Genomic DNA, 13,001 nt, shown 5'->3' on the forward strand with positions numbered 1-13,001 from the left:
AGCAGGTTTTTTTGGGATCAATACTCTGGCAGCTCGACGCCTTCGAACAGCGTCTGTTCGAAGCGCGGCCCGGCCATTAGCGCCTCATCCACTCGGTCACGGGTCAAATGCGGTGCAAAACGCGCTAGAAAATCGTACATGTAGCCACGCATGAAGGTCCCGCGCCGAATACCGATTTTCGTCGTCGAACTGGCAAACAGATGGCGGGCATCCAGGGCGACCAAATCACTATCCAGTGCCGGGTCGACCGCCATGTGCGCGACGATACCCACGCCCATTCCCAAGCGCACGTAGGTTTTGATCACGTCCGCGTCGGCCGCCGTTAGGACGACATTGGGCGTCAAGCCCTTGGCTTTGAACGCATCGTCGAGCTGAGAGCGTCCGGTAAAACCAAACACGTACGTCACTAGCGGGTGTTCGGCCAATGCGTCCAGGGTCAAGGGTCCGTCGAGGGTGGCCAGCGGGTGCTCCTTAGGCACCAGCACACAGCGATTCCAACGATAGCAGGGCAGCAACACTAGGTCGGTGAATAACTCCAATGACTCCGTGGCAATGGCAAAGTCCGCCTGCCCTTCGCTGACCATTTGAGCAATTTGTTTGGGCGTGCCCTGCTGCATGTGCAGCGCCACTTCAGGATACTTCAGCGTGAATTCGCTGATGATCGGTGGCAGCGCATAGCGCGCTTGTGTATGTGTGGTGGCAATCGCAAGGCTACCGCGACGCTCATCGCTGTGCTCTTGCGCTACTTGCTTGATGTTTTCGGTGAGTTTGAGTACCTGCCCCGCCAATTCGATGATCGACTGTCCGGCAGGCGTGACACGGGTGAGGTGTTTTCCGCTCCGAGCAAAAATCTCGACACCGAGCTCATCTTCCAGCAGGCGAATCTGTTTGGAAATGCCCGGCTGGGAAGTAAATAAACTTTGAGCTGTCGCCGAGACATTGAGGTTGTGTCGATTGACTTCCCAAATATAGCGAAGTTGCTGTAGCTTCATATCCTCACCTTATTGTCTATGCCGTAAGCACGTCATAGCGCATCCTCGTGCTGCGACTCCGTGCTTGGCCAAGCACCCGATAACCGTGCTTCAATGAGCACATTTTTGAATAAAAAAACGCCTCATAATTCCCTTATAGTATAAAAAATAGCGCCTATGAACATCTATTAATTTTTTCTATTTAAGGCTGAATCGTATCAGGAATTTGCCAGCACCCTTCTCGCCCGCTAACATCTGGCAACTTGGCGCGGTGAAAGTGCGCTAATATATCGCGTAATGACCGTTGCTCCATTTGAGGCAACGAAACAGCAAGAGCAACGCAAACGGGAGAAGCAAATGGCTAATAATGTTGATGTCACCAACGCCAATTTCGAGCAAGAAGTCCTCAACGCCGAACAGCCTGTCCTGCTGAAATTCTGGGCCCCCTGGTGCGGCCCATGTAAAGTCATGGCGCCTGTTGTCGATGAAGTGGCCGCCGAGCGTGGCGACAACTTGAAAGTCGTCAGCGTGAACGTTGACGATGCCCCGGAAATCGCTGCCGAGCAAGGTGTTCGCGGCGTCCCCACCGTCATGTTGTTCAAGTCGGGCACCAAGGTCGCTTCTCTAGTAGGTGCGCAGTCCAAGTCTCAGTTGACGCAGTTCATCGACCAGAACGCTTAAGCCGTTCACGTTACCGCTGGCATGGCCAGCGGTAACGACGCTTCCTCTTCTCCTTCTCCGCCTTATTCACGCTTCGACCATACACCTCGTCGCCAGGGTGGACGACGCGCATCGCCAGGTCGCCTTACCTGCACGTTCCGTTGCCTGCCAGGTCCTAACAAGTGAGCGATCCAGCGCGTTTGTGGATGGCTATCCAACGCGATTTTCAGCGTCATAGTGAGCACCACCGACAGCAACATACCCGCCGCACCAAAGATCCAACCCCACACCACTAGCGAGAGAAACGCCACGAACGTGGATAATCCCAGCGCTTGGCCCATCACTCGTGGCTCGATCAAGTTTCCCAAAATGAAGTTGATGACAAGATACGCTGAAGCCAATAAGAATGCCTGAAGTAAACCGCCATCCTGAGAGACCAAGAGCAACAGCACCGGCGGAATGGCCGCGAGCGCGGAACCGATATTGGGAATGAAGTTGAGCGCAAAGGCCAGCACTCCCCAGAGCAGCGGAAATTCCACGCCCACCATGAGGCATGAGAGCCACACCAGCACGCCGGTCGCCAAACTAATCACGGTCTTCACCGCCAAATAGCGCTTTAACGTCACACTGAACTCGCTGAACCGTTTGAGGCTCGGCGCCGGATTCTCTAGCGCGCGCGACACTTTATCGCGGAAGTGCAGTGTTTCGAACAGCATGAAGATCACCAGCAGTGCAACGATACTGCCCTGCATGAACAGCGAACCCAGCTCGCCCAGAAGCGTAGCGACCCAAGAACCGTCATCTTCCATGGCGAACATCGAACTGAGCTGATCAGGATCGATGGCCAGCCCGTGGGAGGCCAGCGTATTGAGAAGATCCCAATAGTGCTCGTAAAGCCTTGACTCGATATCCGGCAGCGCCTCGATGAACGTACTGAAACTGTTCACGACCAGTAAACCGATCAGGGAAAGAAAGCCCATCAACACCAGTAGCGTAATCAGCGCCGACATTCGTCGACTCAGGCCGCAGTGATGCAGCCACTGAACGGGAGAGGTACACACCACGGCGATGAATACCGCCAGCAGCAGCGGCACCAATAAATCGGCACCTATTTTCATACCCGCGATGATCACGACTAGCGCAGCAATCGCCAGGGTGGCGTTGAGGGGAATACTTCGATAATCCTCATCCGACAACATCGACATAGCCCTTTCCTTAGCATGTTATCCATACATGATGGTCGTTTAGATGACGTTGCACAAACCATGCAAACATTCAGCAACCGCTTTTCGTTTTCGCTTAGCCTGTGAACTTTATGTCCACGCCCCCTTCAAAGCAGCGACATCTCACGCTATTTAGCGCACACAACGTATTGGCTCTCTCAGCAAGGAAGTGACCGATGAAAACAGCAACACACTCGTTGAAACGGCTTCGTCATGGCGTGCTGGCCGGCGCGTTACTAGCCCTTTTGGCAGCCCCTAGTGCACAAGCGGCACCACCCGCGCCCCCCAGCCTCAGCGTCCAGGCACAGTCGTGGGTAGAGGTCGAACCCGACAAGGCCACGCTCTCTGCTCGCCTTTGGGAAAACACGCCGGCAGTGTCCACCCTCGAAGAGACGGACAGCGCCGCGCTTGGCAGCGCTCGTGAACGCCTCGAAGAGCGTGCCAGTGAACTCATCACCGCCATGGAATCACTGGGCATCGAGCAGCGTGCGATCCACGCCGGCTCATTGAACGTTTACCCTGAGCACGTTGCAGGACCGCACAACGAAAATGGCGAGCAGGAACCGCTGATGCGCACCCGTTTGGAGCGTCCCTTCAGCGTCGAGCTAACTAATATAGACCAATTAGGCGATGTGCTGGACGCGCTGATTGGCGCTGGCGTCAATGCGTTGGATGGCGTGCAGTTCGATCTACAAGACCGGGAAGCAGCTACCGACGAGGCATTGACCAAGGCGCTGGAAAAAGCCCGCCATAAAGCCGACCTCATGGCGAGCACCCTCAACGTCACGCTTGGCCCCGTTCAGCGTATCGAAGAGACGCAATCGCCCATTTTCCAGCCCCGGATGATGGCCATGCGCGCCGAAAGTGACACAGTCGGCGGCGGTGCCGCCAGCGACTACCGCCCCGGCACCATTCGCATCGATGCCGGGGTAAACGTCGAGTGGGCGCTTAGAGGACAAGACGCTCGAGGCCGCCCAGGTAGGGTTGCAGGGGAGCCGGAACAGTAATCGATCCATCTGCCTGCTGGTGGTTTTCGAGCACCGCCAGCAGGCAGCGCCCTACCGCAAGGCCAGAGCCGTTGAGCGTATGCAGTAACTGCGGCTTTTTGACATCTGGATGACGGTAACGCGCTTGCATCCGGCGCGCCTGGAAGTCCTCGCAGTTAGAGACAGACGAGATTTCCCGGTAGGTGTTTTGGCTTGGCAGCCACACTTCCAGATCGTAGGTTTTCGCTGCGCCGAATCCCATGTCGCCGGTACATAACGTCACTACGCGATACGGCAACTCGAGTGCCTGCAGAATGGCTTCTGCATGCCCACGCATCTCTTCCAACGCGTCGTAGCTCTTCTCCGGCTCCACGATCTGTACCATTTCGACTTTGTCGAACTGGTGTTGACGAATCATGCCGCGCGTATCGCGTCCATAAGCGCCAGCTTCCGAACGGAAACATGGTGTATGCGCCGTGAGCTTCATCGGCAGTGCGGCCAGCTCGACGATCTCATCACGCACGAAGTTGGTCAGCGGCACTTCAGAGGTGGGAATTAAGTGGTACTCCCGCTCATCGTTCAGCTTGAAGAGATCCTCGCCAAACTTGGGCAGCTGACCCGTGCCCATCAGCGAATCGCGGTTGACCATGTAAGGCACATAGCACTCTTCATAGCCGTGCTGCTGGGTTTGCGTATCGAGCATAAACTGCGCCAACGCACGATGCAGTCGCGCAACGGGCCCGCGCATCACTGCAAAGCGCGCGCCGGTCAGCTTGGCCGCCAGCTCGAAATCGAGATAACCAGACTTCTTGCCCAAATCCACGTGATCCAGCACGTCGAAATCGAACTTTCGCGGCGTCCCCCAGCGGTGCAGCTCGACATTATCGTCTTCGCTCTTGCCTTCCGGCACGCTTTCATGGGGCAGGTTAGGGATACCGCTGATGGCCTCGTCCCACTCCTCCTGCACGTCAGCCAATTTTTTTTTGGCTTTATCCAGGCGGTCGCCTAAATCGCTGACTTCATCCAGCAGCGGTTGAATATCTTCACCGCTGGCCTTGGCCTTACCAATCGCCTTAGAGCGCATATTGCGCTCGTTCTGCAGTTGCTCGGTCTGAGTTTGCAGTTCACGACGACGCGACTCTAGCGCCTTAAGCGCTGCAGTATCGAGTTCGAAGCCCCGGCGGGCCAGTCGTTGCGCAGTCGCATCAAGATCACCGCGCAGCAGTTTCGGATCGAGCATGGATTATCCCTTGGCCTGAATTCAGTGGAACACGGCACATCGACGCCGTGGCAAAGGGGCCTATTGTAGGCAAAAGCGAGACAAGGGGCTATGGGGCATGGCCACCACCACCCCTAGGTAAAGCGCCGGTATGCGCTATGAACAATTTACATACCCATCCCCGATCATTAGGCAAAAGTGATAGAGTGCCCGCCCTTCGTCAGCAAGAACCACTAACAACGGATCTAAAAAAGGAGAAACAACGTGCAGGAAACCGCACCGAAAGGAGCATGGGGATGGTGGCGTCGCATTGCCCTGTGGAAAAAAATACTGGCGGGCTTGGCCCTCGGGGTAGTGGCAGGAGCGCTGCTCGGTGAAACCGCCAGCATCTTCAAACCGCTGGGCGATATCTTCATCAACGCCATCATGATGCTGATCGTACCGCTGGTCTTTTCTACCCTGGTGGTCGGCATTACTTCAATGCGCGACCCGCAAAAGATGGGCCGAATCGGCGCTCGTACGATAACGCTTTATTTGGTGACCACCGCCTTCGCGATCACCATTGGCCTCGTGCTCTCGACGCTTTTGCAGCCTGGGGTAGGCGTGGGGCTGAGCTTCGATGCCGAGGTATCGGCCAACGAAGCGCCCTCTCTGGTCTCCATCCTGGTCAACCTCGTGCCGCGCAACCCGCTGGATGCCTTGGCGAACGGCAACATCATGCAGATCATCGTGTTTGCCATTGGGCTGGGAATCTCGCTGACGCTGATCGGCGAGAAAGGCGAACCGGTCATGAAGGTTTTCGATAGCTTCGCAGAGGCCATGTACAAACTCACCGGCTTGGTGATGGCGTTCGCCCCGTTCGGGGTCTTTGGCTTGATTGCCCACGTCTCGGGTCAGTACGGCCTGGAGATCCTGCTGCCGCTCGCCAAGCTAATTGGCGTGGTCTATGTAGCCAGCATTCTGCATGTTCTGGTGATTTACTCAGGTTTTATCTCCCTGCTGGGTCGTTTGAATCCCGTGCGCTACCTGAAAGGCAGCCTGGACGCCATTGTCGTCGCTTTCTCCTCTGCTTCCTCTGCGGGCACCCTGCCCGTATCGATTCGCTGTGCGCAGAAAAACCTGGGCGTATCGGAAGGGGTATCGGGCTTCGTCCTGCCCGTGGGCGCCACCATCAACATGGACGGCACTGCGCTCTACCAAGGTGTGGTGGTGCTGTTCATTGCCCAGATGACCGGCACCGACCTGAGCATGATGGATTACGCCATGATCGTTGCTACCGGCACACTGGCTTCGATTGGCACGGCGGGCGTGCCCGGTGCGGGGCTGATCATGCTCTCCATCGTCATGGCGCAAATTGGCCTGCCTCTGGAAGCCATTGCCGTGGTAGCGGGGATCGACCGCATTCTAGACATGGCACGCACCAGCGTGAACGTGGCCGGTGATTTGATGGTCACCACGCTGGTGGGTAAGAGCGAAGGTGAGCTCAACGAAGAGATTTACAATACCAGCCGTTCTTGACATCGGCTTTCTGACCCTAGCGCGCCCGCTGCCCTCGGTAGCGGGCGTTTTTTATCGTGGCCGACAAGCTGCTAGGATACTTGCATTCCACTCTCCCCAAGCGAGCCCGCCATGTCGTCCGCTTTTGACAAGACCCTTGCCGCCCTCGACGCGCTGCACGCCCAAGATCCCCAGACGACCACCCTCTCGGATGGCACTGCCCAGCCCCAAGAGCTGGCCTATGCCCAGCGCATGAGCCGATGGTTGGAGCGACTCCAGGCGACGCCCAGCGACCTATTGGGCATTGCCGTGCGCGCGCAGCATCTGCAGCGTTGGCAGCTGCCGCGTAGCGATTATCCGGAAGGCCGTATTGGCTATTTGACTTGGCGACGCGACCAGAGCGCTCGAGCAGGCGATACCACGGCAGCGATCATGGAAGAAGCGGGCTACTCCCAAGAGGAGGCCAAGCGCGTCACCAGCATGATCCGCAAGCAGGGCCTGGGGCGCGATAGCGATGTGCAAGCCCTGGAAGACTGTGCCTGTTTGGTGTTCTTGGAAAACTACTTTGCGGACTTCTCCCGCAAGGTAGAGCACGATCACATGGTGCGCATCGTGCAAAAGACCTGGGGTAAGATGTCGCCGCAGGCGCACGCACTGGCCCTGACGCTGCCCATGAACGACACCTGTTCAGCACTCGTCAAAGAGGCTCTCGGCAGCGACTGAGTCCGGCTATCGAGATGCACCGCTACGGTAGCTGCGGTAAAGTAACGCTTATCCCTTATCCGCTTCCAGCAGTGACGGCTCAACCTCCTATGATTGCATCCCTGGACTCTCGCACGGCCCCTTTCGAACGCCTTGGCAGCCACTACGTGCGTTTTCTCGACGCTCTGCGTGCCCGCGGTTTCGAAGGTGACATCGCGCCGGATTACGCCCACCGCACCGTGCTGGCGACGGATAACTCGATTTATCAGCGCCTGCCCCAGGCGGCGGTGTTTCCCAAGCATGCCGAGGACCTGGAGCGTCTCGCCAAGCTGGCCTGCGAGCTGCCCCACCGGGATATCGTGCTGACGCCCCGGGGTGGCGGCACCGGCACCAACGGCCAGTCGCTGACTGACGGGATCGTGGTGGATGTCTCCCGCCACATGAACCAAATTCTTGAGATCGATGTGGAAGCCCGCCGGGTGCGGGTACAGGCGGGCGTGGTCAAAGACCAGCTCAACGCCGCGCTGAAACCCCACGGGCTGTTTTTCGCCCCGGAGCTCTCGACCTCGAATCGCGCCACCATTGGCGGCATGATTTCCACCGATGCCAGCGGCCAAGGGAGCTGCCAGTACGGCAAAACCCGCCACCACGTGCTGGAGCTGGATACGGTTCTGCTCGGCGGGCAGCATTTACACAGCCGCCCGCTGAGCGCCGATGAGGAGCAGCAGGCGCTGGCTCAAGAGGGTGTGCTCGGCAAGGTACACCGCACTGCCGCGACGATCATCGACCAGCAGCGTGAATTGATCGAGGCGACCTTCCCGCCGCTCAACCGCTGCCTCACCGGCTACGACTTGGCCCACCTTCGCGAAGATGGGCGGCTCAACCTGAACAGCCTGCTGTGCGGTTCGGAGGGCTCGCTGGGCTTCTTGAACGAAGCCGTGCTCAACGTACTGCCAATCCCCAAGCACTCTACGCTCGTCAACGTGCGCTATCCAAGCTTCATGGATGCCCTGCGGGATGCCAAGGCGCTGATGGCCAGCAGCGCCAAGCCTACCTCCATAGAAACGGTAGACGACACCGTCCTACAGCTGGCGATGGACGACTTCGTTTGGGACAGCGTGGCGGAATTTTTTCCCGCAGGCAGCACGCCCATTCAAGGCATCAACCTGATCGAGTTCAACGATGATGACCCCGAACGGCTCGCGGCGCGTGTAGCGGCCTTTACCCAGCACCTGAGCCAGGATGCCACTGTGGAGCGGCTGGGTTACACCCTGGCGGAAGGCCGTCCGCAGATCCAAAAAGTCTACGCCATGCGCAAACGCTCGGTGGGCCTGCTGGGTAACGTTCAGGGGGAGAAACGCCCGCTGCCGTTCGTGGAGGACACCGCCGTCCCGCCGGAGCACCTGGCGGATTTCATTACCGAGTTCCGCGCCGCGCTGGATGCACGCAAGCTCTCCTACGGCATGTTCGGCCATGTGGATGCGGGGGTGCTGCACGTACGCCCGGCGCTGGACATGAAAGACCCGGCCCAGGAAGCGCTGATTCGCGAGATCTCCGATGAAGTCGCCGCCCTCACCCAGAAGTACGGGGGGCTACTGTGGGGCGAACACGGCAAAGGGGTGCGCTCCGAATACGGCCCTAAGTTCTTCGGCGAACTTTACCCCTACCTGCAGCAGGTCAAGGCGGCCTTCGATCCGCACAACCAGCTCAACCCCGGCAAGATCGCGTCACCTTCCGAAAGCGCCACGCTGATTGCGAAAGAGAGCGACCCGGAACTGCTCACCATCGACGGCGTGCCCATGCGCGGCCAACTCGACCGCACCATCGACGAGCGGGCCTGGCAGGCCTACGACGCGGCGGTGTACTGCAACGGCAACGGCGCTTGCTACAACTACGATGTGGACGACCCCATGTGCCCCTCGTGGAAGGCCACCCGCGACCGCCGCCACTCACCCAAAGGCCGCGCCAGCTTGATGCGTGAGTGGTTACGCCTGCAGTCGCAAGCGGGCATCGACGTGGTGGAAGAGTCGCGTAAGAAAAAGCAGGAGCGCACCTGGGGCTTCATCAAAAGCTTCCCCAAGCGGGTGATGAACACCCTTAGCCGCCAGCAGCAACACGACTACTCCCATGAGGTGTACGACGCCATGGCGGGCTGCTTGGCGTGCAAATCCTGCGCGGGCCAGTGCCCGATCAAAGTCAACGTGCCGCAGTTCCGCTCGCAGTTTTTAGAGGTGTATCACGGCCGCTACCTGCGCCCGCTGCGCGACTACGTGATTGGCGGCACCGAATTCATGTTGCCTGCGTTGACCAAGATCGCTCCGCTCTATAACGCCGCCCTTGGCCAGCGTTGGGTCGAGCAGCTGATGCAAAAAGGGCTCGGTATTAGCGACTCCCCCGCGCTCTCTCGCGCCAGCGTGAAAAAACAGCTGCGTGCCTGGGGCGTGGCGGAAGCCACGCCCACATCGCTTGCGCTCCTCACCGAGCAGCAGCGAGCCAACAGCGTCGTGATCGTGCAAGACGCTTTCACCACTTATTTCGAAGCCAAGCTGGTGATGGACGTGGTAGAGCTGCTATCGCGGCTGAACCTGCGCGTGTTTGTGATGCCGTTTTCCGCCAACGGCAAGCCGCTGCACGTACAGGGCTTTTTAGGTGCCTTCGAGCGCACGGCAGAAAAGCAAGCCAAACGCCTTCGCGCACTCAGCGAGTTCGAGGTGCCCATGGTGGGCATCGACCCTGCCATGACGCTCACCTACCGCCAGGAGTACGTCAAAGCGTTGGGCCCTGAGCAAGTGCCGAACGTACTGATGCTTCAGGAGTGGCTGGCGACCCGCGTCAACACCCTCGCCACCAACAAGCTCACGCTCGAAGACCCAGGCTTTAAGCTACTCTCCCACTGCACCGAAAAAACCAATGCACCGGGCAGCCCGAAAGCGTGGCAGCAGGTGTTTGCCGCCTTTGGATTGCAGTTGGAGCTGGCCACCACGGGCTGCTGCGGTATGTCCGGCACCTACGGCCATGAGACCCGTAACGTCGCCACCTCCAAAACGATCTACGCTCAGTCGTGGCAGCCCCAGGTCGAAGCCGAAGAGAAAAGCGGCAAGCTACTGGCCACCGGCTACTCCTGCCGCAGCCAAGTAAAGCGCTACTCGGCGCAAACCCTGCCCCACCCGCTGCAAGCCCTGCTCTCATGCATCAAACAGGCCAGCCGCTAACGCGACTGGCCTGCTGGGGCTTGCTTGTATCCGTGTGAAGCGTTTAGAAAAACAGCCGCTTGAGGGCCAAACCAGGGTCCTCTTCGCGCATGAACGCCTCCCCTACCAGGAAACCATTGACTTCGTGGTCACGCATCAGCTCTACGTCATCACGCGTGTGAATACCTGATTCGGTGATCACGGTGACGCCATCAGGAATACGCGGCAGCAGGTCCAGGGTGGTATTCAAACTGGTCTCGAACGTGTGCAGATTACGGTTATTGATACCCACTAGCTTTAGGTCCAAGGCGAGCGCCCGCTCTAGCTCCTCTGCATCGTGAATTTCCACCAACACGTCCATGCCCAATGCGTTGGCCTGCTGGTGCAGGTCGCGCAGCTGAGCGTCATTGAGCGCCGCCACAATCAATAGGATGCAGTCCGCACCGATGGCGCGCGCTTCTGTGACCTGATAGCCGTGGGTAATGAAGTCTTTACGGATCACCGGCAGGTCACAGGCATCACGAGCGGCGATGAGGTAATCCTCATGGCCCTGGAAGAAGTCGGCATCGGTGAGCACCGAAAGACACGCCGCCCCGCCCTGGGCGTAGCTTTTGGCGATATCCGCTGGGTGAAACGCTTCCCGCATCACGCCTTTAGAGGGCGAGGCTTTTTTCACCTCGGCAATCACGGCCGCATCGCCTGCCGCAATACGCTGATTCAATGCCTCAATAAAGCCACGGGGCGCGCTCTGCTTTTCCGCCAGCGCAAGCAGATCCGCTTCAGATACCGCCTGCTGACGCTCAGCGACTTCCTGGTCTTTACGGGCCAAAATGCGCGTTAAAATAGTCGGCGTTGCCTGGTCACTCATTGGAAGTTTTACCCTTTAAAGACGCTAGTGAAGTGCGAAAGCTCTCTGAGCTTCTCAAGCGGTAGTTTGGAGGCCTGGGCATCCTGGGCCACCATCACGCCCTCTTTCAAGCTATCGGCCACGCCCGCGCAGTAAAGCGCCGCCCCGGCGTTGAGCGCCACCATATCTGCCGCTGCGCCTTCACCGCTAAGCGCGGCTTTCACCAAACGCAGGCTATCTTCCGCGCTGGACGCTTTGAGGTTGGCCAGGCTTTGGCGCTCGACGCCCAGGGATTCCGGCGTAATGGTGTACTGGGTAATTTCGCCCTCTTTTAGCTCCGCCACCAGCGAGGGTGCCGCGAGGGAGATCTCATCCAGGCCATCCTCAGAATGCACCACCATGACATGGCGGCTACCCAGCTTGCGCAATACTTCGGCCATCAGCGGCACCAGCTCGGCCGAGTAGACGCCTAACACCTGGTTGGGCGCCCCGGCCGGATTGGTGAGCGGGCCCAGAATATTGAACAACGTACGTACGCCCATTTCGCGCCGCGGTCCAATGGCGTAACGCATGGCCGGGTGGTGGTTAGGTGCGAACATGAAGCCAACGCCCACCTGCTCGATGCAGCGGGCTACTTGGTCGGGCTTCAGGTCAAGATAGATGCCTGCGATATCGAACAGATCCGCGCTACCCGAGGAAGAGGAAACGCTGCGATTGCCATGTTTAGCAACGTGAGCCCCCGCCGCCGCCGCCACGAAACTGGACGCGGTCGATACATTGAACAGGTTGGCACCATCGCCGCCGGTACCGACGATATCCACCACGTTCTCGGTGTGCAGCTCGACGCGCTTCATGAGCTCACGCATCACCTGGGCAGCGGCGCTGATCTCTTCAGCGCTTTCCCCTTTCATGGCCAACCCCACCAGTAGACCGCCAATTTGCGCGTCGGAGGCTTCGCCAGTCATGATCTGGCGCATCAGCGCGTGCATCGCATCGAAAGAGAGGTCTTCGCGGCGCATCACCGCGTTAATTGCGTCTCGCATTTGCATGAGCAGGAAAGCCCCTAAAGCGTATGAATGTGGCGATCAGCCGCGTTGTAAAAAATTGGCCAATAACGCATGGCCCTGGCGCGTGAGTATCGACTCAGGATGAAACTGTACGCCTTCCACATCAAGGGTACGATGACGAAACCCCATGATCAGCCCAGGCGTCACGTCATCTTCGGCGGTCCAGGCGGTCACTTCTAGGCAGTCGGGCAGGCTCTCATGCTCAACCACCAATGAGTGATAGCGCGTCACTTCCAGCGGGTTTTCCAGCCCGCTGAACACGCCCTGCCCACGGTGTACAACGGCCGAGGTTTTGCCGTGCATCACCTGGGGCGCCTGCACGACCTTGCCGCCATAGACCTGGCCAATGGCCTGGTGCCCCAGGCAAACGCCCAATATAGGCAGTTTGCCCGCAAAGTGCTCGATGGCTGCCAACGAAATGCCTGCCTCGTTGGGCGTGCAAGGGCCGGGCGAAATTACCAGATGGGTCGGTGCCAAGGCGCACATCTGGGCTAAGGTAATTTCATCGTTGCGGTAGGTCATCACCTCGGCATTCAGCTCACCCAGATACTGGACGATGTTAAACGTAAAGCTATCGTAGTTGTCTAGCATCAACACCCGTTGCACTGCCTGTGCTTGCGACATCGCCCCGCTTACTC

At 58.6% G+C, this 13,001-nt stretch carries 11 protein-coding genes; 5 read left to right on the top strand and 6 right to left on the bottom strand.

What is annotated here, in order from left to right; all coding sequences use genetic code 11:
* Positions 1–17: 17 nt before the first annotated feature.
* Positions 18–992, bottom strand: a complete 975-nt coding sequence (gene cysB / locus MHM37_RS07545; protein WP_139525595.1) for an HTH-type transcriptional regulator CysB — start codon at positions 990–992, stop codon at positions 18–20.
* Positions 993–1,268: 276 nt separating this feature from the next.
* On the opposite strand from cysB, the gene trxA reads away from it, so the two are divergent.
* The gene (trxA, locus tag MHM37_RS07550) at positions 1,269–1,652 is read left to right on the top strand and encodes a thioredoxin (protein ID WP_009722702.1); all 384 of its coding nucleotides are present in this window, start codon (positions 1,269–1,271) and stop codon (positions 1,650–1,652) included.
* 62 nt (positions 1,653–1,714) lie between these two features.
* Here the strand turns inward: trxA and MHM37_RS07555 are convergent, their stop codons facing one another.
* Positions 1,715–2,836: an AI-2E family transporter gene (locus tag MHM37_RS07555; protein WP_239296252.1), complete on the bottom strand. Its 1,122-nt coding sequence runs from the start codon at positions 2,834–2,836 to the stop codon at positions 1,715–1,717.
* 194 nt (positions 2,837–3,030) lie between these two features.
* Here MHM37_RS07555 and MHM37_RS07560 point away from each other — a divergent pair, with 194 nt between their 5' ends.
* Positions 3,031–3,861, top strand: coding sequence for an SIMPL domain-containing protein (locus tag MHM37_RS07560; protein ID WP_139525593.1), 831 nt, complete (start codon positions 3,031–3,033; stop codon positions 3,859–3,861).
* On the opposite strand, the gene serS is transcribed toward MHM37_RS07560, so the two are convergent.
* Complete coding sequence (gene serS / locus MHM37_RS07565) at positions 3,803–5,080, bottom strand: serine--tRNA ligase (protein ID WP_239296251.1); 1,278 nt, start codon at positions 5,078–5,080, stop codon at positions 3,803–3,805. The genes MHM37_RS07560 and serS overlap by 59 nt on opposite strands.
* A gap of 243 nt (positions 5,081–5,323) precedes the next feature.
* On the opposite strand from serS, the gene MHM37_RS07570 reads away from it, so the two are divergent.
* The 3 genes from MHM37_RS07570 (at position 5,324) to MHM37_RS07580 (ending at position 10,470) form a co-directional block, all read left to right on the top strand.
* Positions 5,324–6,577, top strand: coding sequence for a dicarboxylate/amino acid:cation symporter (locus MHM37_RS07570; RefSeq protein ID WP_153842425.1), 1,254 nt, complete (start codon positions 5,324–5,326; stop codon positions 6,575–6,577).
* Positions 6,578–6,688: 111 nt separating this feature from the next.
* The gene (locus MHM37_RS07575) at positions 6,689–7,279 is read left to right on the top strand and encodes a DUF4202 domain-containing protein (protein ID WP_239296250.1); all 591 of its coding nucleotides are present in this window, start codon (positions 6,689–6,691) and stop codon (positions 7,277–7,279) included.
* Positions 7,280–7,368: 89 nt separating this feature from the next.
* Complete coding sequence (locus MHM37_RS07580) at positions 7,369–10,470, top strand: FAD-binding and (Fe-S)-binding domain-containing protein (protein WP_239296248.1); 3,102 nt, start codon at positions 7,369–7,371, stop codon at positions 10,468–10,470.
* A gap of 43 nt (positions 10,471–10,513) precedes the next feature.
* Here the strand turns inward: MHM37_RS07580 and trpC are convergent, their stop codons facing one another.
* The 3 genes from trpC to MHM37_RS07595 are packed head-to-tail and all read right to left on the bottom strand — an operon-like array spanning position 10,514 to position 12,987.
* A complete protein-coding gene (gene trpC, locus MHM37_RS07585) occupies positions 10,514–11,317 on the bottom strand; it encodes an indole-3-glycerol phosphate synthase TrpC (RefSeq protein WP_239296246.1) in 804 nt (267 codons plus the stop codon).
* 8 nt (positions 11,318–11,325) lie between these two features.
* A complete protein-coding gene (gene trpD, locus MHM37_RS07590) occupies positions 11,326–12,345 on the bottom strand; it encodes an anthranilate phosphoribosyltransferase (protein ID WP_139525587.1) in 1,020 nt (339 codons plus the stop codon).
* Positions 12,346–12,381: 36 nt separating this feature from the next.
* Complete coding sequence (locus MHM37_RS07595; protein WP_239285861.1) at positions 12,382–12,987, bottom strand: aminodeoxychorismate/anthranilate synthase component II; 606 nt, start codon at positions 12,985–12,987, stop codon at positions 12,382–12,384.
* Positions 12,988–13,001: the final 14 nt, after the last annotated feature.

It is taken from the genome of Halomonas sp. MMH1-48 (genome assembly GCF_022348105.1).
Lineage (GTDB): Bacteria > Pseudomonadota > Gammaproteobacteria > Pseudomonadales > Halomonadaceae > Vreelandella > Vreelandella piezotolerans.

What these genes read in the sequence shown, in the direction of transcription:
- MHM37_RS07595 (WP_239285861.1), bottom strand. Translation starts at nt 12,987, where the DNA reads ATGTCGCAAGCACAGGCAGTGCAACGGGTGTTGATGCTAGACAACTAC.
- serS (WP_239296251.1), bottom strand. Translation starts at nt 5,080, where the DNA reads ATGCTCGATCCGAAACTGCTGCGCGGTGATCTTGATGCGACTGCGCAA.
- trpC (WP_239296246.1), bottom strand. Translation starts at nt 11,317, where the DNA reads ATGAGTGACCAGGCAACGCCGACTATTTTAACGCGCATTTTGGCCCGT.
- MHM37_RS07580 (WP_239296248.1), top strand. Translation starts at nt 7,369, where the DNA reads ATGATTGCATCCCTGGACTCTCGCACGGCCCCTTTCGAACGCCTTGGC.
- cysB (WP_139525595.1), bottom strand. Translation starts at nt 992, where the DNA reads ATGAAGCTACAGCAACTTCGCTATATTTGGGAAGTCAATCGACACAAC.
- trxA (WP_009722702.1), top strand. Translation starts at nt 1,269, where the DNA reads ATGACCGTTGCTCCATTTGAGGCAACGAAACAGCAAGAGCAACGCAAA.
- MHM37_RS07560 (WP_139525593.1), top strand. Translation starts at nt 3,031, where the DNA reads ATGAAAACAGCAACACACTCGTTGAAACGGCTTCGTCATGGCGTGCTG.
- MHM37_RS07555 (WP_239296252.1), bottom strand. Translation starts at nt 2,836, where the DNA reads ATGTCGATGTTGTCGGATGAGGATTATCGAAGTATTCCCCTCAACGCC.
- trpD (WP_139525587.1), bottom strand. Translation starts at nt 12,345, where the DNA reads ATGCAAATGCGAGACGCAATTAACGCGGTGATGCGCCGCGAAGACCTC.
- MHM37_RS07575 (WP_239296250.1), top strand. Translation starts at nt 6,689, where the DNA reads ATGTCGTCCGCTTTTGACAAGACCCTTGCCGCCCTCGACGCGCTGCAC.